The following is a 24,106-nucleotide window of genomic DNA, read 5'->3' on the forward strand; positions in this document are numbered from 1 at the left end:
GCTTAACCGCGCAAAGTCCTTTCGGTACATAACAAAGAACCCTTGCCGCCGCAAGGGTTTAGGAATATTCATGGTGGATTGCAGCACATTTACCGTGCTTCTCCCGATAGTATGACCTTTTTTTTGTTTAACTTAATAGTAAATGGAGATTCGCTTCCAAATCTCATCCGAAGGTGGGGGAACGTCATGGCCAAAATTTGTCCGAACTGCAACGAGCAATTCGACGACGATGCCGTAGCGTGCAAATATTGCGGAAGACCGACCGAGCGATTGGAGGAAGGAAGTTCCGCGGTCATGCACCGTCACGCGAACACAACGTACTACTACATCGGTGCGGCAATCCTGCTTCTTCTCGTGGTCTTGATTCTGACGACCGTCCATTTTTAACGCGGTCACTCTCGGCAAAAGGGCTTCCTTAACGGGAAGCCCTTTTTGCGTAGTTCTCGAAATCCTTCCATTCTCATATCGTTAAGGAGGCTATACACCAACTATTTAAAAGGAGGAAGTGAATGGGAGTATCCCTTAAAAAAACCGGGGTGGCGGCCATAACGGCTTTAGCCGTCCTATTTAGCTTTGTCGTCATGCCGGTTTCTGCTGCCGTACGTACCGACTTTGATCCGTCGAAGGCGGGCTCAATGGGCCCTCCGATTATTCCTAACACTCCAGCCGACGGAAAAGCTGATCTGACGCTGGCGGATTACGTGAGTATTGTCGTCACCAACGCTGCGGGGAAAGAAGTCGCCCAATTTAATTCGGCCGGAGCAAACAGCGAGAAACTTCGCCTTACCGGTGACTCCTACATGGCCAACTGGAAAGTATCCGACCCGGGTCAATATCAGCTCACGATGTACGTCAACGGAATAGCATCGAAAAGTCTAGATCCTATTTCCGTTACCACTCAAGCTTACTTAACAAAAGATAAAACCGTCCCGATTAAAGTGCGCGTGCAAAATAACCCGATTATTCGAGCGCGCCAACTGAATCTGCAGGGCAAGCCGCCTGTTCAGATTGCCGGGGCTCTCAAGAAAGAGTTCAACCTAAAGCCGATCGACAGTGCAGAAATTCTTCTTTTGGAAGCCTTCACTTCCGTACATGCAGCACAGGCCCTTAAAGATGTCTATAATCAAAATGCTCAGCAAGCCGCGCAAATTCTCAAGGACTTAAACAGTTCCGCTGTGGATGTGGCAACAGCTCTTGTACAGGTATTCGCGGAGCAGCCCGGTTCCGTCGCTGTCATCCTGAAAAGTCTGAATTACTCGGCAAATGAAATCGCAGTCGCATTCTACTCTCTTGGAATCAGCGTGCAAGACATCATTCATGGACTCAAAGATGCAGGCTATGCCGTAGATCAAATTGCCGGCGCACTTTCCGCTGGACTTCAACTCGGCGACCAGCAAGTTACCGGAGATCTCAAGGAAGCCGGTTACAATGCAAACGAGATTACCTACGCTCTGTCCGTGGGGCTCGGTTTCGTCGATCAGCACGTCACGAATTTGTTGAAAAACTTCTTCAACGCTAATGAAATTGCGGGAGCGCTCAACACTGTCCTTCATGTAGCGGAAAAAGGGATCGTCGCTTTGCTGGACAATGCCGGATTCTCTCTCCCGACGATTGCAGGGGCCTTGCAGACTACTGGAACGGCGCCGCAAGCGATCGCCAAAGCTCTTAGGGATAACGGAATCCCTGTTGAGGATGTTGCGTCCGCCCTGCAAATAGGGCTGAACGTGTTACCGAAAACCGTGGCGGGTATTTTGCGTGATATCGGAATACCGGTTGAGGATATTGCACGTGCTCTGCAAGTCGGACTTCACCAATTACCGGAATCGATTGCCGCGACTTTGCGTGATATCGGCATCCCTGTTGACCTAATTGCGTACGCCCTACAAAAAGGACTTAACCTTGTGCCGGAAATCATCGCCACGACTTTACGCGATATAGGGGTACCCATTGACGATATTGCTTCGGCCCTTCAAAAAACGTTTAACTTCGTACCGAGCCAAATCGCCGGCATTTTGCATGATATGGGAATAGACCTGAAAGGCATCATCAACATCCTCAATCAGCTTTACAGCTATCTAACCATTCAAAGTATCATCCCCCTATTGGTTGGACTGCCTGGAGTTACCGGCGCGCTTCTAGCGTCAACTCTTCAACAACTCGGTTATGCGGCTGATTTTATCGGCGATTTGCTCGATGATTTCTTTGACGGCATCGGGGACATTCTGGATGACATTTTCGGTTGATGGACACAACTTCAGTTTGCATATTGAATATCAAAAGAGGGATGCGGCGTCCCTCTTTTCTTTCATTCTTTACAGCATTATAATGTAAGCGCAACCAAAGTATGAAAGGAGCGGAGAACATGCGGTCAACAACCTGGCGCCGGACAGTAACGGTCGAGGAATATGTAGATTACCACAAAAACGGATTTCTGATCGTGAAAGGGCTATTGCCGGAAAAAGATACGGAGAAATTGCAAATCGTAACCGATGATATTTATCACGGCCGCACAAACCTCGACCATCTCGACCACATCCATGATTGGATGACGGATGAGCAGAAAATGGAACGGTGGGCTTCGGCGAGGGTTCACCAGTTGCACCGGGAGACCGAGGCAGGCGAATGGGGGCTCTTGCACCCCCGTGTGCTGGATGTTCTGGAGGCGCTGATCGGACCGGATGTTCTCGCTTTGCAATCGATGCTCTTCTTCAATCCGCCGGGGAAAGGCGGACAAGGGTGGCACCAAGATTCTTACTATATCCAGACTCAGCCGGACACCTTAATCGGCGCATGGATTGCACTGGATCGTGCGGATCAAGAGAACGGCTGCCTGTGGGTCGCGCCAGGCTCCCATCATGAGCCGGTCTATCCTCCGCAGAAGCGGTGGGCGGACTATGTCCATGCGGATGAAAAACAAATTCAAGGCTTGTATACGGCCGAAAACGCCAGTCATACCGACGATTCCATCAACAATTTGTCCAACGTGGCCGCAAAATACGGCGAGGCGGTTCCGGTCGTTCTGGAACCGGGCGATGTGCTCTTTTTCCATTCCCATCTGCTGCACCGATCCTACCGCAACGAAACGAAAGACCGTTTCCGCCGTTCGTACGTCACCCATTATTGCAACGCCCGCTCGTGGGTTCCGTGGGACGGTTCCAACGCGAATCATATTTTGGCCCGCGGCCGATCGCATTTACCCTATGCGGCACCGAAATTCGGCACACCGGTGGAATTTACCCCCGAGGCGGAAGGCCTGTCGGATCAGGGAACCAAAATGGTCGCCATGCCGGACGGCGGGATGGGAAAAATCGAAATGTAGACCCGCCGATAAACAAATCCATTTTCGAGGAAAGTGACCATGGAAGAGACCCCGGTAACCCAGCCTGTACCTCAAAAGGCTCTCAAAAAGAAAAAACGGTGGCAGCGAGTATTATGGGGAAGTGCACTGGTTCTTCTGCTCTTAGTCGGAGCTGCAAGCGGATTTGCCTACTGGATCGTGCGCGGCAGCCTTCCGGTCATGAAGGGGACATTGGAGATCGCGGGACTGGAGCATCCGGTATCGGTCTGGCGAGATTCGAACGGTGTTCCGCACATAGAAGCTCATAATGAGCATGATTTATATATGGCGCAAGGCTTCGTCACGGCACAAGACCGGTTATTTCAGATGGATTTGAGCAGAAGGCAAGCATCCGGGCAGCTAAGCGAAGTGATCGGCGAACAGACCTTGGAACGCGACAAATTTTTTCGGGCGTTCGGCTTGAGGCGTGCGGCGGAAGCTTCGCTGGCGAAGTATTCCGCCGAGGCGAAAAATGTGTTGGCGTGGTATGCACAAGGCGTCAATGACTACATAAAAATGGCCAAAGACTCGGGCTCTCTCCCGGTGGAGTTTCGAATTTTGGGGTATACACCTACGGATTGGGGACCTGTCGATTCTCTTGCGATCGGTAAATATATGGCGTACGATCTCGGGGGTCATTGGCAGGGGCAAGTTTTCCGCTATCAGCTTTTGCAGAAGGTGTCGAAGGAGATGGCGCTTGAACTGTTCCCATCCTATCCGGAAGGCGGAGCAACCATCATCCAGGCGGCAAGGGACAATCCGGTGGACCTGCAGGCTACAGTCGCGGCCGCCGCAATCCCGGATCCGTTCAACGGAAGCAATAACTGGGTCATTTCGGCACAAAAGTCCGCGTCCGGTAAGCCCATGCTAGCCAATGACCCGCATTTGGGTCTAAGTACGCCGTCCATTTGGTATGAAACGCACCTGCAGGCTCCCGATCTTCAGGTGAGCGGCGTTATTTTCGCCGGCGTCCCCGGTATCATTGTCGGACACAATGAGCATATCGCGTGGGGAGTTACCAATGTCGGGCCGGACGTTCAGGATCTATATATCGAGAAAAGGAATCCGAACAATCCGAATGAATTCGAATATAGGGGCAAGTGGGAGTCCGCCAAGCTGTATCACGAACAAATCAAAGTGAAAGGCGCGCCCCCGGTTGACTATCCAGTCGCTGTCACCCGGCATGGTCCGATTATTTCGGAATTCGCAAATGATCATCAGCCTGATACGGCGCTGGCGTTACGGTGGACGGCGCTCGACGCGACAACAGAGCTTGAAGCGGTGCAGCGGTTCGGCAAAGCCCACAATTGGGACGAATTCAAAGAGGCGCTGACTTATTTCGATGCCCCCGCACAAAATTTCGTCTTTGCCTCGGATGACGGAACGATAGCCTACCGAGCGAACGGTAAAATTCCGATCCGGAAAAATGGGGACAGCCTGCTGCCTGTTCCCGGCTGGACGGATGAATATGAATGGACGGGATATATCCCCTGGGATGAATTGCCGACCACGGTAAACCCGCCTAAAGGGTACATCTCCACCGCGAACAATAAAGTGATCGACGACAGCTATCCTTACCATATTTCCAACAGCTGGGCGGAGCCATACCGGCAGACGCGCATTCAGCAAGTGCTGGACAGCAAGCAGGTTCTTCAGATCGAAGATCTGCAGAAGCTCCAATTCGATCGGCACAATTTATTGGCGGAGGAGTTTCTGCCGGGCCTGCTGTCAGCGGTTCAGAAAAAAGGCTCCCTTCGCCCGATCGACCAAGAGGCTTTCGATTTGTTGAAAGATTGGAACAAGCAGGATGATCCGGAACAAGGCGGACCTTTGGTATTCGCGCTTTGGATTTCACAACTCGAGGAAGTGATCTTCAAGCCTGAAGTGACGGATGAAATGATGAAAATGTTCGAAGACAAAGCAATCGTCCGGGACGAGCTTCTACGCAAGTCACTAGCAGGTAAGAAAGAACCGTGGATCGATACCAAAGGCGGAATCGAGGCAGTTGCCTTGCGCTCCTTCCAGTTGGCGGTTGATGAGGCGGCCGACCGTCAGGGCAAGAAGACGGCCAAGTGGCAATGGGGCAAGTTCCATCGGGTCGATTTCGCTCACCCGCTCGGCGCGGTTAAGCCGCTGGACTTGTTTTTTAATGCCAAAGCGGTTCCCATGGGCGGAAGCCGAGCCACCGTCGGCGCGGCCGGCTGGAACAATGAAACCGGAGAAGTCACGCACGGCGGCGCCTGGCGCACCGTCATCGATCTCGCGAATCCGAGAAAGTCGTTCAATGTCGTCGGGCCGGGTCAGTCAGGACATTTGCTGAGCCGCTGGTATCACGACCAGGTCGACGAATGGACGACGGGAAAGTACCACGAAACCAGTATGGACCCAGATGTTTACCGCAAGGACGGCTACCATTTACAGCTGTTACCGCGCGGCTGAGTAACAAACCTTGCTCCTGGACTAGGTGACCAACAAGCCGTCCGATTCCCTTATGGCGTCGGCGGCTTGTTATAGCCTTTGTCCCCGTAGGGCTGAAGCTTTGCAAACCACGGCTTCAATATTTTCTTTAGCTCCCATCGCATATCTGTCACTTCATCGACTGCCTTCTGCTCCAATACTTCATAGACGAAAACATCGGCGCCCATGTCTTTCCAATCTTTCTGCAGTTCAGCGTTGACGAATCTGCCCATATCCAGTTGGGCTTGGATACTCATCCATTTGTTTTTCAAATCGGGATAGCTTTTGATATAGATTTTGCCGTTTGCCTTGTTCGTGATTTGAATGACGCCCATATAAGTCTTCAACTGCTTGTAGGCTTCCAGCAACTCTTTGCGTCTGCTTCTATCCAGCTCCTTCACTCCCTCTCTCGTACTAATAACCCATATCCTTTAAAATTCTTGATAACGCGCGCAGCCGTTCCCCGATCAGCTCATCGTCATCACTCAGCGCCTGGCTGAACAGCTTGATGTCCTCCTTGATTTTGTCATTATCCGTACATACGGCCACAGTCATGGCATCCCCCTGCAAACCAACCCGGTCGATGATCGGCTCTTGAGGATCATAAAGATCTTGATATTTGTAGGCTTCGCGAAAATGTGCCATTGTCCGGCAAATCAGAATGGACAAATCAAGTACACGATGAAGCGGAAGCTCCTCCGATTGCCGCGACCATTTTTCCCCTGTGTATCTCCATACTTTAGCCGAAATATCGACTTTTCCCCGATCATTCCACTGTGCTAATCCAAGGGAAAGACCTTTGGCATCCGAGCTGCCGGCATATCGGCCATCCACCTGTTCATAATTTTCTGACACCACAACCGGTTTATGTTTTAACGTTGTCGGTATTTTCATTTTTTCGCTTCTCTCCGTTTACTAATTTACTAATTTACTAAAATACTAAATCATCATATCCTGTATCTCATCATTCGTCAATTTGTTGTTTGGTCTATCATGCTTAAAATAAAAAAAGCCGCTATCTTGCGGCTTCATCCCGCTCATTCGAGCGGACATTATGGTATCGATGAAAAAAGGCGATCCAACACGATTGAACAATCAAGTAAATTGGAAACGAATAAGCTAGTTTATATCCGTGCAGATAGTGGAATACACCCGTACGGACAGCCAACCATTCCAATCCCACAGCTGTCAAAGACCAGATGAGTATATAAAGAGGAATATGGGAAGGTTTGGGCCGGATACGATCGTAGATATAAAAAAACAAGTAGCTCATAGGTCCATAAGACAAGTACGATAAAAAATCCATAAACTGAAACGCGGATTTATCGTTTACATCGTAATAACTGACAGGTTCAACACTTAGGGAATGGTCAAAGAAAAAACCGCTGTAAACGCCGCACATAAAATAAACGATCGTGTTTTTTGTTGGAAACCGCTTCGGCAAGAAGATGACCAAGGCCATTCCCACACATAAACCGCCAATAATAAACCATTCGTTCGTATTGAACCGGTTGTCGTAAACGATCATGGCGCCTGCACTTCTTTCCGGTCCACACGGAGAATGAACCACGTCATGATTCTCGAAAACAAGATGTACCCGCTAAACATTACGACGGATTGTAACATGTTCCAATGTGGAGTTTTCATGATGCCGAGTCGTTCTTCTAACCCATGCATCGCAATTAACGAGAGCAGGATCACGAGAGCCATGGCCCATTTTAAATATTTCCACGGATATAACAAAATATTGGACGAAATGATGAGAACCAGCGGAATCATAATTAAACGGTACACCAGATCCGCCATTGATTTCTCAACACTTCTGTTCACTTCGATCCAATGGAGATTTAAATGAACAACCGTAAAGATGCTGAGCTCAAAAATTGTATTTATAAAGTACAAAAACACCATATCCAATTCGGACATTTTCTTGGGAATAAGCGAAAAGATAATCATTACACACCATGTGATGAATACGAATATCGCCAGTGCCATTTTTCCCACCCCAAGTTACCAGCTGTATCCTTTTCCACTTTTTCTGTATACCCAAAGAAAATAGACCCTGGAAATCAAGAAAGTCAAAAACAAGGTGATCCACGACCAATACGAATTCCAATTCAGATAGTCGATCAATTTGGTATTACGTTCAATGATGACTTCTATAATCGTCATAACAGTAGGGAATCCGATAATCCAACCTGCTTTCATCCACCTGTTCCCTGCCGGAAACTTCAAATTATAAACGACACACAAAGCTGGATAGATGAAATATTCGAACGAAAAGCTTGTAGCGTCAGCTTTGATAAACTCGCGGACCGGGTACTGAATAAGCCCCAACTCCACAACAAGCAGTCCAACGCTCCAAGTGATCGTCTGTAAGAAGAAGAAGATCACCGATGCCTCGCGAAGTTTGTCCTTGCGAACCGTAAATATGAGCAACAGTGCAGAAATTAGGTTAACGGATATGAGAATTATACGGTCAAGTATCACTTCGGACAATCAGTGGTTCCCCTTTTACAGGGACAACAGCCCCTGAAAATGTACCCTCCAACTTTTATAATGTTTGCCACTCGGACGTCGATTTATTCTGCCTGTAAGGGGCAGCCGATATTGACCGATTATCCTAATGGATTTAATATGATTAAAACTCTAGAAGGAGAAAAGCCATGGCAGCGAAGAATGAACAGCATGACATTATTGATTGCGATGTGCACCCCGTATTGACCGATTTCAATGAATTGATTCCCTACTTGGACGAATCGATCCAACAGTACATGAACATCGGCAAATTTTCTAAGGGAGCCTTGGACAAGCAAAACAGCGGTTCTTTTCGCTTCCCGGCATCTAATTACGCCAATCCGCTGCCCGTTCCTTTACGAGCGGATGCGTTTACGCCTGCAGGAGGTTTGCCGGGTTCGGATCCGCAATTCCTTGCCAAGGACTTGTTCGATCGGTTAGGCACGAAATACGGAATTCTGAATATCGGTCACGGTACGATGTCGGCTTTCCATAACGTAGAAGTAGCAGCGAAATATACGTCCGCGGTCAATGACTGGCTCTATGAAAAATGGGTAAAAAGCGATACCCGTTACCGGATGACCATGGAGGTCACACCGCTTGATCCGGAACTCGCAGTCAAAGAAATCGAACGGATCGGCAAACGGCCGGAGATTGTCGGTATCAACATGCATTGCGTAAACATTCCTCTTGGAAAACGGCATTATTGGCCCATATACGAAATTGCTGAAGCCTATAATCTTCCGATCATGCTGCATCCCGATACGGAAGGAACAGGAGAGTATGCGGCCCAATTTGGCGTGGGGCCAGCCTCCACTTACATGGAGTGGCACACGTCGCTGGGTCTAATTGGACAACGTAATGTGATTAGTCTGGTTTGCGACGGGGTTTTCGAACGCTTTCCGAACCTGAGAGTGAACTTCCTCGAATACGGGTTCTCCTGGGTCGCCGCTGTCATGTGGCGGATGGACAAGAACTGGAAGGCCCTGCGTCATGAAGTCCCTTGGGTGAAAAGGCTTCCCAGCGAATATATAAGAAGCAATATCCGATTCGGCACGCAGCCGATCGAGGAACCCAACCGTCCGAAAGATTTGGTCGAGCTGATTCAGATGATCCAGGCAGAGGACTTGCTGCTCTTCTGCAGCGATTATCCGCATTGGGACGGAGACGAACTCGACCGTGCGTTTCTGCATTTCCCCGAAGATTTGAAACGGAAAATTTACTATGAAAATCCTCTTCGTTCATTCCGGTTTGGAGAGGCGGGAGAGCGATCATGAGCTCCAAGATCAAACACCGGCTGGTCGTCAGCCCCTCTTCCGATCTTCAGGAAGGGCAGCGTCTGCTCATTGAAGTTAACGGTTCGGAAATCGGAATCATTCGTGCGGAAGGCAAATGTTACGCGTTTCGCAACGCCTGTCCCCATCAAGGAGTTCAGATGATTTACGGTTCAGTGACCGGCACGATGCTGCCGTCAGATCCCCATCAGTACGTATACGGTCAGCACAATGAAATCATCCGCTGCCCGCTTCATGGTTGGGAGTTTAATTTGCAGACGGGAAAAGCCGTCTTTTCGCCCAGCGTCTCCATGATCAAGTATGACGTGCAAGAAGAAGACGGCTCCATCGTGCTTTACCTCGATAAATCGCCGGAACGAGTCGTGAGAAAATCGTTTCACTGCGTTTTGTAAATGGTGTTCAAAAAGAAGGCATCCCCTGAAGCGGGGTAACCAGCTTCAGGGGATGCCTTCTATGCTTGCTGCGGCTATTCGTTCGTGTTTACAACTACTACTGCTTAATGGGATGGTACAGCTTAACTTCCGCCGTAAGACTGCCTTTCATGGAGGAAGTCACAACAAAAGCGAATTCCTGCCCGACCGGAGGTACCGGCAGATGAGGCCATTCCAGATCCGGCGCCGTTGCGGCAGGACCGGTGAAGAAAGCCTTCCGCTCCAATCCCGGCTGATGACTGGGGGAGATCCGCACGGCCGCGCCGTACTCTTCGGGCAACGGGACGAGTTCCAGGTCCATGACCCAGAATGATGCTTGACGATTGAAGTTCTGCTGCTCCCATGTACTTGAACGGGCCAAATTCCGAAAAAGCGATGCTCCCGTCTCTCCCGCTCTCGCAGGAACCCGTCCGGCCGCGCTTTCCCCCGCTCCCATGTGGCAGAGAAGCGTTCCTTCTGCTCGTCCTGCAGCGACGACGAACAACGACTGCGTCATGAGCGCCCCGTCCAAGTAAGCCGGCGGATCGAACGCCGCTCGGAACCAGAAGACTCCTTCCTTCAGAATATAGGACGCCGAATCCGCGGGCAGCGCCGTTACCGCCCGGGCGATCAGCTCGTCGCTTGGGGCCAAGGGATTACCGACGGCCTTCGCGATCCGAAGCTCGATTTTCTCTTCGGTTGTCGGTACCGAGGGCAAGCAAAGCCAAACGGCCGACACCTGCCGCAATTCCGTGATTTCCGGTCCTTCGGCAAGCAAGAAAGACTGGGCGACCTCCAGCTTTTCTCCCGTTCTGACGCAGAAGTCCCCCGGGGCATCTACCAAATTCCGACGTATGCCGCCAGCCAGTTTCCCCGACACCGCAAGCCGCACGTCTGCGATTTGTTTCTTGAACGGCCATGGGACGGGCACTCGTGCCGGATGAAAGGGGTTGAGAGGAATAGATATCGGTGCACTCGATTGATATCGGCCCCAGACGCCTTTGATTTCGATGTCCGCCAAGCCGTCGGTCATGGATGTTAATTTCAACTGGACGCGTACGAATCCGTCAGCCGATGGTTTCGCCCGCTGCCATGCGGCGTATATCTGGCCCGCCAAATCGCGTGAGACGACCGTTCCGTCTTCGGTCATTTCCGACGGAATGACCTGAACCGGGCTGTCGTCCACGATCGCGATCCCGATGCGGGCAGGCAAGCTTGGGGACCGGAGCAGCATCTTCATGCTGCCCGTCTTCGGTTTGGACACCCGGACGGAATCCGTTCGCCAGCCGACCTGCTTATAGCCGAAGTAGTCTTTCTTTTCGGACAGATTGGCGGGTACGTTGAGTTCCGAAGAATAATACCCGTTTTCTTTTTTCTCGAAAACCGCCGTTTGGCCTTTCTTCGCCGTTCGAATGGCCAATACATCGATAGGCGTCAAGGACGGCAGAAGAATCTCCGTTACCTGCTGGTCTCCTTTGTCGCTATCACCCGATCGAACGGAGCCCCAGTAAGATTCCGCCATGTTCCTTTCCAGTTTCCTGGCGGTTACCGCAACCGAGAAGGAGCTGAAATACAGGTCGCTCGAGCCTTGCAAGGTGAGAACGGACGGCAAATTCGCCTTTAAGGTCATGCCTTGGAATACGGTTTGCGGCGCGTCCAGGTTCAGATCGGCAGCCGTTACCCGACTGGGCGTATCATTCCATAGTTCTTCTTGATGCGCGAGGGAATACGCAATGGGGTCTGTAACTTGGAGGATGCCTTCGATGATCCCGTATTGCTGTTCGTTGTCCAGAACGGATTTATCCTTTTTAACGGAGGAAGCTTGATTGCCTGCCATCGGCCGTCACCTCGATCTTCGTTCATGCCGTCATAATCACTCCGAAAGGCACTGTCTCCCTTCGCTCCGGCTTCAGCAGCGCAGCGACCGGGAGGGCGAGCATCGCGATTCGCTCGGACAGGCTCTGGGAGCGCAACGCCTCGTTCAACAGGGCTTGCTCCGCCGCTTCGGGCGTTAGAAGCGCTTTGGCCGGCAAAGCGGAAAGCTCCGGATCCAACCGATAGGGCATCATGATCGATGCCGCCCTCCTCCGGAAAATCGCCATATCCGTTAATTGCACGAGTCTGATCCGCTCGGCTTCCCCGGCGGTGCGAAGCTTGGCGGCGATCTCGGCCATCCTTGCTGAGCCGAGCCGTTCCAGGTCGCCAAGCGCCAATAAGCCGTACTCGCCCAGTTCCGCGACTGCAGGGCCGGACAAGTCGGCAAAATAGTCCAGCGGGAGGGATTCCGCCAGAGCGTAGGTCGTCGTGTGGACCGGTACGTTGTCGGCGTCCAACTGATGCTCGATCTGCAATACGCGTCCACCGTTCAACGCAGCCGGGCTGAGCCGGAACGTGCAGACGGCCGCAAGCGGAATGTCCCACTGCCGCAGCCCTTGGCCGTTCGTCGGCTCGATCGCCGCTTCGCCCGGCTCTACCGAGATCCAGCTCAGCTGCGCTTTCCTGGTGCCCTGCGCCGCTGAAGTCCCGCCGGCCGGGCGGCGTCCCTGCGCATCGACCAACGCAGGCATCGCGCCGATATCCGGGGCCGGACCCGGTCGTTCGCGAAGCAGGGAGAGCAGGGTCATTGCCGCCAGATCCACCCGATGAAGGTGCGCTTCCGAAGGCGCGACTTCGCGGCCGGCGGCCGCGCCGAGCACGTTCTCCTCGCCGACCACGCGAAGCTTCATCCGCACGTCCATCTGCAGCGAAGCCCCTTGCGTGACCGGCGCCGGCCCCAGATCCCGATTTTCCCGAAGCGGAGTCAGCCCCTCCGCGCGAAGGGCTAGTCCCACCTCGCCGGCGCCGAGCGCGGCTTCTCCCGGAAGATCCGCGGCGCCCGCGAAAGTCCGAACCGGCCCGTACAGCCCGCACTGATCCTTCAACGAATCCAGCTGCCCCTTCATCCAGGCCAGCAAATGCTCCTCCATCGCCCGGATCATGGTACCGCCAACTCCCCGTGGATGACCAAGTTAAAGTTCGCTATGTCCTCGAGCTTGCTGTCCATTGTCATGAAAGTAAATTCCACGTAGCTCTCACTGCGATTCAATACCATCGGGATCAGCGGTTTCGGAATGTCCCTCGACTCCGGCGTGATCGAGACGACGTAGACCGAAGGGCTGCTGTAGGGATTGGAGAACGTAACCCGGACGCATGGGCGCCCTTTCGCGTCCTTCATGCGGATGACGGACTCCACGTTGCGGCTCGTTCCGGTCCAATAGCCCGCCGGAAGCAAATGCGGATTGTTGAGAAAATCGAACACTTTGTCCTTGCCCACGTTCAAGAGGGCGGCGGCGGAGACGTTTTCTATGCCGTAGTTGTAGAGCATTCTATCGATCGTCTTGACCGTGTCGGCGCTCGGTTCGATGCCGGGCTGGAACACGATCTGCTCCTTTTTGTCGTTGAACGCCACGTTGCCCCCGGTACCCGGATTCAAGACAATGGTGTCCTTTGCCAAATCTCCGACGTGCAGCGCGGCGGGATTGATCTCCATCGAGACGCGGCTGCGCTCGAGCAGATTGGCGGATGTCCCGAAATTCAAGGCGAGCGGCATATCCGTGCCTGCCTGAAGCTGCGACAATCCCGCTTCCTTCTTGGTTTCGGCCGCCATGAAGCTCATCTTCGCCATTCCCGCCTCTTCCGGTCCTTCTTCGGGCACGGAACCGGCACTGGCCGTCCCCATGACCCTCGTGTTCAAGGACATCGTCTTGAGCGGCTGCGATTTCGTAAGTACCGGAGTGCTGATCGTATCGATGATCTGATATCCCCCGTCGTCCCGCAGCCGCTTGACGTCCAGTCCGTATTCGCGGATCGGCGCGACGTCTTCCGTCAGCCATTTGTACCAATTGCCCGTATCGACCGGAAAAGCCAGACTTCCTTCCACGTAGGTGCAGTAGCAATAAGTCGTCGGTCCTTCTCGCGGCGCGTTCAGCAGCGCTTTGACCTCATCGGACAGCTTATCCTGCGTGACGTTGCCGTTCTTGATCGCGGCGGTCGTTACGGAATCTTCCGATAAATGCTTGGACCGGATTTCCTTGCCGCGGATCTCGCTCTCCCCGACGGAGCCGGACTCGAGATGGCCTTTGCCGATCGCGTTCGGGGCGATGTGGATGCCTTTGACCGCTTTGTCGGCAATGGCTTCCGATCCGATTCGCTTCCCTTCCAGGTCCCCTGCGTGCGTATGGTTCAAAATACGGCTCAGCAATTGCGTCTGCGCGAGGTTCAACTCCTCGGCGGTCAGCGGCTGGCCGGGTTGGAACGAGACCGGGATTTTCGCCCCGGCCGGCAGCGTGTCGCTCATCGACCGTGCCTCCTCTCAGCTGCGTTGCCGCGCTTATTCCGTAGCCTGGGCGAACGAAAGCATCCAGTTCATGGAGAGCACTTGACCTTTGCGAACCGGAGTGGCTTCCTTAAGCCGCACCCGATTGTAGAGCGTCTTGAATTCCGTGCCGTCCACGAGGCAGATGAGCTCCAGCCCCGCCTCCCGGATCTGCCGATCCTTGTCCGCCTCCTTGAAACTTCCCGACAGCACGACGTTCCCGCTGTCTGACTTGACCCGCTCGACTCTGAGAGGCTCGATTCCGTCCGGCTCGTACAGCTCGGTCAGATCCGGAGAATTCTCCTTCTCGCTAATGCCGGCGACGATGGCGAAGGAAGGTTCCTTCGCTTCACCCGACATCAGCTTGGCGATCAAGGCGCGTCCGCCGTCGACCACGGTATTGAAAGCTACGGTGCGCGAGACGAGCTCGTTGCCCGGATCGAAAACCTCGATCACCACTTTGCCTCGAATCCCAATCGCATCTTGCGTCATCACGACAGCTCCCTTCTATCTTTCGTCTTTGATTGCGAGTTCGACCTGGTCATGCAAAATCAGCTTTTCGATAAACGGATCGGCGATTGTCGGATTCCCATCCCCGAGATTTGTCACGTTCACCATGACCTCGTCCCTCGGCAGCAGCTTCTCTGCCAGCTCGAGATGGGCGGGTTCGATCTCGACGTCCACGATCTGCGACGTAACGGAATCCGCCAACAGCAGCTTTTCCGCCAGCTCGAGATGGGCAGGTTCGATCTCGACGTCCACGACCTGTGCGGTAACGGAATCTGCCAACAGCAGCTTCTCCGCCAGTTCGAGATGGGCAGGTTCGATCTCGACGTCCACGGCCTGTATGGCGGCTTCATCGGTCAATAACAGCTTTTCGGCCAGATCGACCAGGATCGGTCCGGTTACTTCCACCGCAACCTCATCCGACAGGCGCACGGCATCCGTCATGAGAACGGGCTTGCCGACTTTGATCATAACCGAATCCACGGGCAGCAGCGTCTCGGACAAGGCGGCTTTGCGGTTTCCGCCTTTCACGGCTGTTTCGAGCTTGTCCGCCGGCCGGATCGTCTCCCACAAGGAAAGGTTGGGAGACTGCTCTTTCGGGGGCGAAGGCATGACCATCTTCCCGAGATCGTCTTGGTCTACGTAAAGGACCCCCGCCAGCTTCAGCCGTTCGATCTGCTCGCGGAACCATATTTTGCGGCGGTCCTTCCATTGCTTCAGCCGATCCTTCTCCTTCGGGTCCGCTCCCTCCGCGTCCCAGAGCAGCTTCTCGTCGAATTGGACGGTGAACGTGGCCAGACGGCGGCCGATCCACCAGAAGGTGAGCTCGGCAGGCCCTGATGCCGCGTTCTGGGGCATGACGCGCAGTGTTGAATGCTCCAACGCTTCAGCCAGTTCCGGTGCCACACCGTCCATCTTTATGCCGCGCATCAGTCGCCAGCGCGAAGTCCCGATCGTCACCAGTGGTGGCCACGGAATGCCGTCGTCCGGTACGGGGCGCAGCGAGCCGGGAGGTCCAGGCACTTGAGGCATGTCAGCATCGCGGCGGTGCTCTGTATGCCACTTGAGCACGTGAAACGGCTTGGCCGCTTCGCCGCTCAGCAGCTCCGCCTCCCCGTCCCCGGTCAGCCCCCCCGTCCCGTATAGGAGGTTCGGCGCGGGCTGGCCTTCATGGAGAAGAGGCCCCGGCAGAGTCGAGGGTCCTGCTAAGTCCATGACCTTGTATTCATTCAAATCGACCCGGAGCGTAGCCCCGGGGGGAATAAACCGGTTGACAAGCACCAGCCGCCGCAAATCTTGATTCACGACGACCGGAAGCACGACGGGGTGGCTCCCGGCCTTGATATCGATGATCGGGTCCGGCCCCGTGCCTTCGATATATCGGCCTTTCTCGTCGATCGAGGGCAGCTCGCCATACATGTTGTTCTCGACAATCCACTTATAATCCGGCGCGTTCGCGTTTACATAGCGAGTCGTCAATGGCAGGTCGACGACCTTGGCGGAAATCCAAGGCTTCTGATCCGAGGTCCCTCGGCTATAATCGCCGGTCGTGGCGTAACGATCGCCTGCGGACGGCGGCCGCTTCCCGAGCAGATGAAGACCGTACGCCGCTCCAAATAGCTCCAGCATGCCGCCCGCTGTCGCCGCCCCTTGCAGATAGAGGCGGGCGAGCAGCCGGACGCGGGCGCGAAAGGCCTCGAGCTCTTCTTCCGGCCACGGCGCCAGCTCGAACAAAGCGGCAAGCCGTTCGGCATCGCCGAGGTCGTTCAGATGCTCCAGGAACCGGGAGTTCATCACCTGGAGCGCGGTCCGCTCCAATTCGCCAAGCGCAGACGACAGAGACCGGGTGAAGATGAATGCCGCACTCTCTTCGCCCGCCCGGCGGTAGGAGCTGGGAAGGTTCCGGAAGACGCGTTCTTCCGACTTATCCGTCATGTCGGATCCCTCCATGACGGGCCTTGCGGATCAGGCTGAAGTACGTCGTCCGGGCCGAGTTTGAACACCTGCCCGTCTTTCAAGGTCACTTCCCCTCCGGTGAAGCTGCCCTTGATCTCGAGCTTGATGCCGGCGCGGGGGATTTTATTGCCGTCCGGCACCCCTTGGGCGACATCGGCCGCCTCTTTCCAGGACAATTCGCGGTTACCGCCGGCCGCGTTTTTCTCCCTCAGCCAGTTCTCGATCGCGCGGGATACAGCCGACCTGACGGACTCTTTCGGCCGATCGGATACGGTCACTCCCGCGGCAAACTCGACGATCAGCCGCACGAGCAGCGTCGATTCTCCTTCGAAGGCGACGGCCACAGGCGGCCCGGTCCGATCGAGCACGAGCCTCTCGAGCTCCTTCATGTCCCGGTTCGGGATTTCGCCCCTCGCCGGATAAGGGGTCGACACATTGTTCTCCAAGAGGCGGACCTCGGAACCTTCGGCGATGTCGAGCACCCCGTCGATGTTCAGCATCTTGGCCAGCATCGGGTTCCACAGCAGCTTCTTGCCGATCGCCAGCGTACCGGCTGCGTCGGCGACGGCATCTTGGACGGCCCGGCGTATCGTTTCCCTTTTCTCCGGGGAGATATTGGACGACACCAGCTTCAGCTTCAAGCTGAACGACATCGGCGTTTCCGAGATTCCCCGAACCTTGACCCAGATGCCCGGCCCTTTCGACGCGTCGATCGCGCTCCGGACGGCTTCGTAGGTCTCCGTGTTGCTCAGGTCGCCGTCCGTCACGTCCACCGCCACTTCCAGTTCCCCGGGATGCAGGACCGGGAAGCCGGCGCTGTTCGAATCGCGGAAAACGACGCTGCTCACTTTGCCTGTCGCCAGTATCGCCCGCTCAATCGCCTTATAGGTCCCTCCGCCAGCCGCGTTGATCAATCCTTTTACCCGCTTGCGCAAGTCGGCGTCCGTCTCCTGGTATCCCCGGGGATTCGTCGAGCGGGGAATGACGACGGAGGCAATGCCCGCGAGTGAGGAGATCTGGGTCGTCTGCTCCAGATCGTCCTTGCTCAGCAGCACGGATTCGACCGGCTCGCCGGGGGGAACGTCGCAAGCGATCGGAACGGTGACGACGGACTGGCCTGCCTGAAGCTCGGCGTTCTGCGAAGTTCGGTAGGTCAATGCTTTGCGGCGCTTCGTCTCGATTAGAAGCTCGGTGTCTTTCGGGATCACGATGCGTCCGCGGACGCGGGGGTCCCGCTCGAACACGGCTTCGCCGATCGCTTGCATGCCTTCGATCCGTTGCTGCCCTAGAATGGCGACCAAGTGGTCCAGCGCTTCGCCCTCTGCCGTGTCGATATAACCCCATTCGTAAATCTTCTGAAGCCTTGCGTATGCTTCCGCCATCTCCAGGGCGAACGCTTCCGCCAAGGTGCGGACGACGCTTCCCGGATTCACGTCCGTCAGAACGCCGCCGTTCTTCAGTCGCCGAACCAGATCGTCTACGATCGTCTCATACGTTCGTTTATCTAAAGGCGGCTGCATCCGGTATCGCCTCCGTCTGCCCCGGATCAAGGGCGAAATTCGCGGACATCGCGATCGGATCGTTCTGACCTGCCGGCCGAACGGAAATCGCGATCATCAGCGTGCCGGGAGCCGTGGGATCGGCCTCAATCTCGAGGCGGCTCACTTCGGCGACGCGGGGCTCCCGGCGCAATGCTTCCCGAATATAAGCCCGCGCCAAGGCGATCGTCTCGGGCGTCGCCAGCCTTCCGATGAGCAGATGAAGCCTGCTGCCGTAATCCGGATGGCCGAGATGGGTCAAGTCGCCCATCGGAACGCCGAGTCTCATCCATAGCGCCTGCTCCAAGTTGTCTAGTTCGGCAACGGTTCCGAAGTCACCCCCGTGCGGCTGCACGTAGAGCGCGCTTCCCAGCGTCAGGCGGTGTGAGAGCTGTATGTCGGTGCCGAAGCCCGTTCTGTCCATTTTCACACCTCAAATGTCCCTATGGTATTGACGGTTATCCGATCATCACAGTGCCGGCGGCAATGACGGTCCCGACCGGAAGATCCGCCGGATCGTTGCACGTCAACGCGGTATCGCCTTGCCTGGCGGCAGGCATCCCGTTGATGAACACCGAGCCGCTGCCTGCCATGATTCGTCCTTTGTTGGCAGGGGGCTTCTGAAAAGGCCCGCCTTGCGGGATGTGCGGGGGCATGTTGTCCGCCGTCGAGCCCAGCATCGCCGCGGGCACCCCCCCGATGTTGACGTTACCCGACAGCCCGCCGGTCAGCATGCCCATGAAAGGGTGCGGCAGAGGCAAGGGCGTGCTGAAAGGAGGAATGAGCACGATATGGGTGTCGGTAGCCGCGACTTGATCGTTTTGCTTGGCGGCCGGCATTCCCATCTTCCTTCTCTCCTTTCCGAATTCGCTCGCAGATGTCAGTTCAGGTTCACGAGCGAACCTTTCAATTCGGCGATGCCATTGGCGTTCAGCTTCAGCGTGCCGCCGGCCTTGATCTCCACGTTGCCCGAGGCGGAAAAGGACAGGTTGCCGTTTCCATTGACCGTGACGTCTCCGCCGTCCGTGGCCGCGATCGTCGCGCCGGACGTCTTGAGCGTCGCTTCCCCCGCGTCGGAATCGATCGTCAGGGATAGCGGACCGACGGTTGCTTCCACCTTTTTGTCGGTCACCGTCAGCGTCACATCGGAAGGCAGCCGGACCGTCCAGTACCGGGAGCCGTTCTTGCCGCCTTTGGCCGCAACCTCGATCCGGTCGGATTCCCCGGCATCGGGCGGGAGGAAGGTGATCAATTGGCCTTGCTCGTACGAAGGCGGACGCAGCGCGTCGCTATAAAGGCGGCCGCCCACGATCGGCTGATCGGGATCGCCGCCGGCGAAGTGCACCAGCACGACGTCGCCGATGGCCGGAGGCGCGACCGTGCCCAGATGATCGGTTCCGATCGGAACCCCAGTCAGCACCAGGTCGCGCCCGCGCAGACGAACGTCGCAGCCGTAATTTTCGTTGTCCGAGGGACCGGAATGCCCTTTGACGGCTTCCACGACCCCAATATGGCTCGGGATCTGCCGCGCCAACTCGTCGCGAATCAGTTCCCGAAGCAAGCCTACGATGTCCGACACCGCTTACCCTCCGATTCCGTGAAGATCAAGCCTGGATACCAGGCCTGTCGCGGCGCCCCATCGCAGCTCGACGCCGACGACCCTCGCCGGGCCGTCCCCCTCGCCGAAACCGGAGAGGAGAATGACTTCCCCGAGATCAGCCGGGGGAGCAGCGGCTATCGTCAACGTCCGCCGCTTCCGGGCTTCTGCCAGCCGCATCTTCTCGTAGGCAAAAGCTTGGGCCGCGTCCGCCGCCGTCTTGATCCCGGGCATGTGCACGGGCGGCTTGGCGTCGCCTGCCGTGATCCCCGACAAGGATTGAAGCACCCACGAATGCGCGTCGCTGCCGCGCAGGCCGAGCGCGCCGTCGCCGGACACCGCCCCGCCGGCCGGCTCATCCGGATCGTCGTCCGCGCGGAATCCGATGACGGAATCCTGGGGACGGAGGATGACGCCGCCGGGCACCGGCAGCGGCATCCTCACGCGAAGCTTGCCTTCGACATCCGTGCCCGCCATCATGCCCGACATCCGCGCCAGACGGAGAATGTGGTCCATCGCGCTCTGATTGCTCATCATGGCGTAAGACGGCAGCAAGGCACCGGGACCTTCCACGGAAGCCTCGACCCCCGCTTTTTTACAAAGCTCGGTTATCGCTTGCCGTGCGTTGCCGGACGCGATCGACTCGTCGATCCGCAGCCGCGTGAGCGGCCCCGTCGCTTCTTCGACGATCAGCCGGGTCCCATCCGGCCATTGCCGCGAACGCAGCACCCGCCCGGTAAAAAGCCGGCGGACCGGTCCCGCGCCGGAGCCGCCTTCGATCAGCACCTTATCGCCTGCGGCGGGCGGTTCCGCAGCGGACGAGCATTCCAATTCGGCTTGGCCGGCCGGCCAGGCCGCGGAACGGCACATCCTGAGGTACGAGAGCGGCAACGGCGGAGCGCCCGGAAGCCCGGCCAAGCTCCTGACGTGTACGATCGGGCGCATCTCGCACTTCCTTTAAACCGTTTTCAAGGTTCTTCCGAGCAATTCGATCGATGCTGCCGCGAAAGCCGTGAAGTCCACGATACCCTCTCCAAGTGCGGCAAGATCGGCGATTTTATTCAGGGGTCCCATGATCTCGTCCGTCTGGGGCGTGGATCCCGTAACGGCCCCGACGACGCCGGCGATCGCAGGGATAAACCCGAAGTTGCCGGCAGCCGCAGGCTGAAAGTCATAGGCGGGATCTGACGAATGGGCGCCGTTCAAGCGCTTGAACGCGTCGAGCCGGGACTGCACGCCGAGTTCGTCGGCCTGCTTCTGAATTTCCTGGAGGACTTTCTCCAACCCAGTCATTGCGGTTGTGATCGCTTGCGAGACCGCACCGGTCGGCACGTCTTTGAGAAGTGCACCGATCGTCGTTTTCAGATCGGCGTAGACTGTCAGACCTCTCATATAGCCTGGAATATCTGCCACCGCGTTGCTTCCCCAGATTTGGTTCTCGTCGAATGCGCCGCCCGTGATAACCTCGTTCATATGCACAAGAGCCGCGTTTACATCCTTCAGCTTGTCCGGGAGTGCGTTTTTCGTCGCCGTACGATCTGCCATATTAATAACTCCTCCTTTTGTTTTAGCCGGTGTACGCTTTAATGACGCTGCCGGCAGCGCTTAACAATTCTTCGAGTCCTTTCAGGCCTTGGGCCAATTCCAAGGCATTCTCCGCCAAGGCGGCCGCGTCCTTGACGGCGTCCATTCCTTGCTCGATGGCGGCGGCCGCCCCTTCGAGCGTGCCTAGAAGCGCCGCCGCTTCTCCCATGGCTGCTGATGCCGCGGCGTCGACCGCCGAAGCGATGTCCTCCAGCGCTCCGGCGTCGAAGCCCGAAATCGGCGGCGGGGGCGGCACGTAACGAATAAGCTCCAGCTGGTACTCGTAATAGTGGACGCGGCCCGGAGGCTGGAGCACCCGGAGCGCAACGACCATCACCTGCTCGATGTTCGAGGCGACCGCCGCGCTGGCCGCGAAATCCTGCGGCTCGCCGGACTGCATGGCCATGCGCAGCTGCTCGAGCCGGCCGTCGGCTTCTTCGCCCACCGCGACGCCGGTCAAGCGAATGCGGGCGGCAGCCATCCCCATATCCTGCACGAGGTCGCCGTCTTCTCCAGGCCAGCCATGAACGACGAGCTTGCGGCTCTCGTCGATGACGATGCCGGTCACGAGATCGAGCTCCAGATCGCCGATTACAACCGCTTCCGCCATCGCTTACCGCTCCTTCAGCACCAAGCCGTGTCTTAACGCATCAGTCCGCAGGATGTCCGCGAGCAACTCGCGCAGCCGCGTCTCCTCCAGCAGGTCCGATAAGCCCGGTCCGGATCGCTCCGGCACCGCCGATCGCATTCGGCCATCGGCATCGTACGCTGCCGAGGAGGTGGACCATGCCGCTTGCCCTTCCGACAGGAAGGCCGCGTCCGGAATCGAGACGTTCAAGGCGGGCTCATGCCGGGATTCGCTCCGCGGCGACATCGGCCGTTCGTTATCGATATCGGCCGACCGATGAAAAGGGATAGCAGGTGGGCTCGCCTGCCCGTGCCATTCCCCATCGCCCTTCGGCGTCCGCCAACTAGCCTGCGCCCCTAACGAAGGCCGCCGATCATCGTGACCGGCGAGCTCGCGTAAATACGCGGATGTCGGTCCGAACGGCGCAGCCGGTTGCGTCGTAAAGCTTTCGATCCGTCCCGGCAGTCCGGATAACCGAGGAGCGCCTTCCTCACGAGCGGGCGCCGTGAATACGCGCGGGTCCGAATGACGGCTCATCGCCGCCAACGACTGTGCCGCAAAGGCAGCTCCCGCTCCCGGGACCGCGCTATTCGTCCAAGCGCCTTCCCTGCCGGTCGCCTGCCCATCACGCGACGAGGGAAGGTCTGCCTTAAAACCGTCCGCACCCGTCGTTTCCGCGAGCAGCGTCCCGTCCATCGCTGACCTAACCTGCTCTCGCTCGGCAACCGGGGACCGGAGGAAGCCGTATCCCGGATTCATGTCCGCGGGCAACGTCTCGCCGTGACCGCCAACCCGCCTCGCCGAACCGACGTGACCGCGGACGATGCGCTCGCTTCGCCGCGCTCTCCTTCCGGCGGTTTCAACCAGCTTCTCGACCGGCCCGTTCGAAGCCGGCGGCTCCAGTTCGACCGCAAGCTCAAGCGGCTGCGGCTCGACGTCGGGTCCGTGCTCCTCCTGGTTCCGCGTTCCGCCGCGCCCGAGCAGCCGAACCGCCTTAAGCCTTCGTTCCTCCGCACTCGGCATCGTCCATTCGAAAAACCGCCGCAGCTCCTCGCCCAAATGCGGAAATTCATTCTTCGAGGATAACAATCCGTGTCACCCCCGTATCCGACGACGATGACGGCAGGCTATTGACGCCTGTGCCTTCCGAATGAGCAGCCGCCGCGGCTTGGCGTTCCAATACCCGCAAGCCGGCCAGCAAGCTCTCGCCCATCCGGGCGTTCATCGGCTCGATCTGCTCCGGACTCCAGCGGAAAGCGCGGCACAGCCGGATCATAGCCAAGTCAGGATGGTCGATGCCCGACCGCAGGCAAGCCGCCGCCGTATCCTCGTAATCGGGGTCGACCCCGTTCAACCGGTCCAGCTCGCGCATGACGGTCTCTCCGAGGGGAACCGGCCATTCCGCCGGATCTGCGCCTTCTCCGCCATCTTCCCACGTGACGCAGGCGGCAATCATGAGTTTCTCGTACAGGCCGAGATCCAGCCGGACCCGGCCTTCTTGCAGCTGCAGCGATCTGCGCAGCGCGTCGTTCCGCTCCCCGAACGTCCACGGCTTGAGCAGAAGCCTCATTCCGTCCGCTCGGATCTTCGTCCCCCGGCCACACGGCTCCACAGACAGCCGAAGCGCCTCCCGCTGCCCGGCGATCATCGCCAGCGCAGCAGCCAACAGCTTGTCGCCATCCGGGGCAGGCAGCTCTCGAAGGTCCTTGCGGGTAATCGCACTGCCCTCAGCCGCGCGCACGCAGACCAACAAGCATTCCTCGAGCAGAAGCCGCGGATCCGCCGGTCCTTGCCGGTCCGAAGAAGCCCGATCCAACGCCGCCTGCCATTCCGTCCATCGTGGAGCCTCGACGATGAAGATTCGGCCGTCCGCTTCCACCTCGGTCCGGGAGAGAACCGGCGCATCATTTTCGAACTGCCGCATGA

The 24,106-nt window shown here is 56.8% G+C and carries 25 protein-coding genes; 6 read left to right on the forward strand and 19 right to left on the reverse strand.

Annotation, left to right across the window (positions count from 1 at the left end; genetic code table 11):
* Positions 1-186 precede the first annotated feature (186 nt).
* The 4 genes from E5161_RS07085 (at position 187) to E5161_RS07100 (ending at position 5,776) form a co-directional block, all read left to right on the forward strand.
* Positions 187-387, forward strand: a complete 201-nt coding sequence (locus E5161_RS07085) for a zinc ribbon domain-containing protein (protein WP_169306603.1) — start codon at positions 187-189, stop codon at positions 385-387.
* 122 nt (positions 388-509) lie between these two features.
* On the forward strand, positions 510-2,243 hold the full coding sequence (locus E5161_RS07090; RefSeq protein WP_136777031.1) for a hypothetical protein: 1,734 nt from the start codon (positions 510-512) through the stop codon (positions 2,241-2,243).
* 119 nt (positions 2,244-2,362) lie between these two features.
* Positions 2,363-3,319, forward strand: coding sequence for a phytanoyl-CoA dioxygenase family protein (locus E5161_RS07095; RefSeq protein WP_169306604.1), 957 nt, complete (start codon positions 2,363-2,365; stop codon positions 3,317-3,319).
* Between the two features lie 39 nt (positions 3,320-3,358).
* On the forward strand, positions 3,359-5,776 hold the full coding sequence (locus tag E5161_RS07100) for a penicillin acylase family protein (RefSeq protein ID WP_136777033.1): 2,418 nt from the start codon (positions 3,359-3,361) through the stop codon (positions 5,774-5,776).
* Positions 5,777-5,826: 50 nt separating this feature from the next.
* Here E5161_RS07100 and E5161_RS07105 read toward each other — a convergent pair whose 3' ends face one another.
* The 5 genes from E5161_RS07105 to E5161_RS21275 all read right to left on the reverse strand — a co-directional run bounded on the left by E5161_RS07105 (position 5,827) and on the right by E5161_RS21275 (position 8,284).
* A complete protein-coding gene (locus E5161_RS07105) occupies positions 5,827-6,195 on the reverse strand; it encodes a GIY-YIG nuclease family protein (protein WP_246042138.1) in 369 nt (122 codons plus the stop codon).
* A 13-nt stretch (positions 6,196-6,208) separates the two neighbouring features.
* A complete protein-coding gene (locus E5161_RS07110; protein ID WP_136777034.1) occupies positions 6,209-6,688 on the reverse strand; it encodes a DUF6530 family protein in 480 nt (159 codons plus the stop codon).
* A 121-nt stretch (positions 6,689-6,809) separates the two neighbouring features.
* On the reverse strand, positions 6,810-7,322 hold the full coding sequence (locus tag E5161_RS07115; RefSeq protein ID WP_136777035.1) for a hypothetical protein: 513 nt from the start codon (positions 7,320-7,322) through the stop codon (positions 6,810-6,812).
* Complete coding sequence (locus E5161_RS07120) at positions 7,319-7,600, reverse strand: hypothetical protein (RefSeq protein ID WP_136777036.1); 282 nt, start codon at positions 7,598-7,600, stop codon at positions 7,319-7,321. The genes E5161_RS07115 and E5161_RS07120 overlap by 4 nt, the downstream gene beginning before the upstream one ends.
* 204 nt (positions 7,601-7,804) lie before the next feature.
* Positions 7,805-8,284, reverse strand: coding sequence for a CBO0543 family protein (locus tag E5161_RS21275; protein ID WP_136777354.1), 480 nt, complete (start codon positions 8,282-8,284; stop codon positions 7,805-7,807).
* A gap of 176 nt (positions 8,285-8,460) precedes the next feature.
* Here E5161_RS21275 and E5161_RS07130 point away from each other — a divergent pair, with 176 nt between their 5' ends.
* A complete protein-coding gene (locus E5161_RS07130; RefSeq protein WP_136777037.1) occupies positions 8,461-9,588 on the forward strand; it encodes an amidohydrolase family protein in 1,128 nt (375 codons plus the stop codon).
* Entirely contained in the window at positions 9,585-9,998 is a 414-nt protein-coding gene (locus E5161_RS07135) for a Rieske (2Fe-2S) protein (protein ID WP_136777038.1), read from the forward strand. Before E5161_RS07130 ends, E5161_RS07135 begins: the two co-directional genes overlap by 4 nt.
* Before the next feature lie 97 nt (positions 9,999-10,095).
* Here the strand turns inward: E5161_RS07135 and E5161_RS07140 are convergent, their stop codons facing one another.
* From E5161_RS07140 to E5161_RS07205, 14 genes are read right to left on the reverse strand one after another with little or no spacing between them, the layout of a single operon-like run.
* Entirely contained in the window at positions 10,096-11,853 is a 1,758-nt protein-coding gene (locus E5161_RS07140) for a hypothetical protein (RefSeq protein WP_136777039.1), read from the reverse strand.
* 22 nt (positions 11,854-11,875) lie between these two features.
* A complete protein-coding gene (locus E5161_RS07145) occupies positions 11,876-12,994 on the reverse strand; it encodes a hypothetical protein (RefSeq protein ID WP_136777040.1) in 1,119 nt (372 codons plus the stop codon).
* Entirely contained in the window at positions 12,991-14,352 is a 1,362-nt protein-coding gene (locus E5161_RS07150) for a hypothetical protein (protein WP_136777041.1), read from the reverse strand. The genes E5161_RS07145 and E5161_RS07150 overlap by 4 nt, the downstream gene beginning before the upstream one ends.
* Positions 14,353-14,385: 33 nt before the next feature.
* Complete coding sequence (locus tag E5161_RS07155; RefSeq protein ID WP_211246704.1) at positions 14,386-14,862, reverse strand: hypothetical protein; 477 nt, start codon at positions 14,860-14,862, stop codon at positions 14,386-14,388.
* Between the two features lie 15 nt (positions 14,863-14,877).
* The gene (locus E5161_RS07160) at positions 14,878-16,812 is read right to left on the reverse strand and encodes a hypothetical protein (protein ID WP_136777043.1); all 1,935 of its coding nucleotides are present in this window, start codon (positions 16,810-16,812) and stop codon (positions 14,878-14,880) included.
* Positions 16,809-18,353, reverse strand: coding sequence for a baseplate J/gp47 family protein (locus E5161_RS07165; RefSeq protein WP_136777044.1), 1,545 nt, complete (start codon positions 18,351-18,353; stop codon positions 16,809-16,811). The genes E5161_RS07160 and E5161_RS07165 overlap by 4 nt, the downstream gene beginning before the upstream one ends.
* On the reverse strand, positions 18,334-18,795 hold the full coding sequence (locus E5161_RS07170) for a GPW/gp25 family protein (protein WP_136777045.1): 462 nt from the start codon (positions 18,793-18,795) through the stop codon (positions 18,334-18,336). The genes E5161_RS07165 and E5161_RS07170 overlap by 20 nt, the downstream gene beginning before the upstream one ends.
* Before the next feature lie 34 nt (positions 18,796-18,829).
* On the reverse strand, positions 18,830-19,216 hold the full coding sequence (locus tag E5161_RS07175) for a PAAR domain-containing protein (protein ID WP_136777046.1): 387 nt from the start codon (positions 19,214-19,216) through the stop codon (positions 18,830-18,832).
* Positions 19,217-19,251: 35 nt separating this feature from the next.
* Positions 19,252-19,950 (reverse strand): phage baseplate assembly protein V, encoded by a 699-nt coding sequence (locus E5161_RS07180; protein WP_136777047.1) that lies wholly within the window; start codon positions 19,948-19,950, stop codon positions 19,252-19,254.
* A gap of 3 nt (positions 19,951-19,953) precedes the next feature.
* Entirely contained in the window at positions 19,954-20,913 is a 960-nt protein-coding gene (locus E5161_RS07185) for a hypothetical protein (protein WP_136777048.1), read from the reverse strand.
* Between the two features lie 12 nt (positions 20,914-20,925).
* On the reverse strand, positions 20,926-21,513 hold the full coding sequence (locus tag E5161_RS07190) for a hypothetical protein (RefSeq protein WP_136777049.1): 588 nt from the start codon (positions 21,511-21,513) through the stop codon (positions 20,926-20,928).
* Positions 21,514-21,535: 22 nt separating this feature from the next.
* A complete protein-coding gene (locus E5161_RS07195; RefSeq protein WP_136777050.1) occupies positions 21,536-22,162 on the reverse strand; it encodes a DNA circularization N-terminal domain-containing protein in 627 nt (208 codons plus the stop codon).
* 3 nt (positions 22,163-22,165) lie between these two features.
* Entirely contained in the window at positions 22,166-23,269 is a 1,104-nt protein-coding gene (locus E5161_RS07200; protein WP_136777051.1) for a hypothetical protein, read from the reverse strand.
* The gene (locus E5161_RS07205) at positions 23,250-24,104 is read right to left on the reverse strand and encodes a hypothetical protein (RefSeq protein ID WP_136777052.1); all 855 of its coding nucleotides are present in this window, start codon (positions 24,102-24,104) and stop codon (positions 23,250-23,252) included. Before E5161_RS07205 ends, E5161_RS07200 begins: the two co-directional genes overlap by 20 nt.
* Positions 24,105-24,106: the final 2 nt, after the last annotated feature.

Source organism: Cohnella pontilimi, assembly GCF_005049045.1.
GTDB classification, from domain to species: domain Bacteria; phylum Bacillota; class Bacilli; order Paenibacillales; family Paenibacillaceae; genus Cohnella; species Cohnella pontilimi.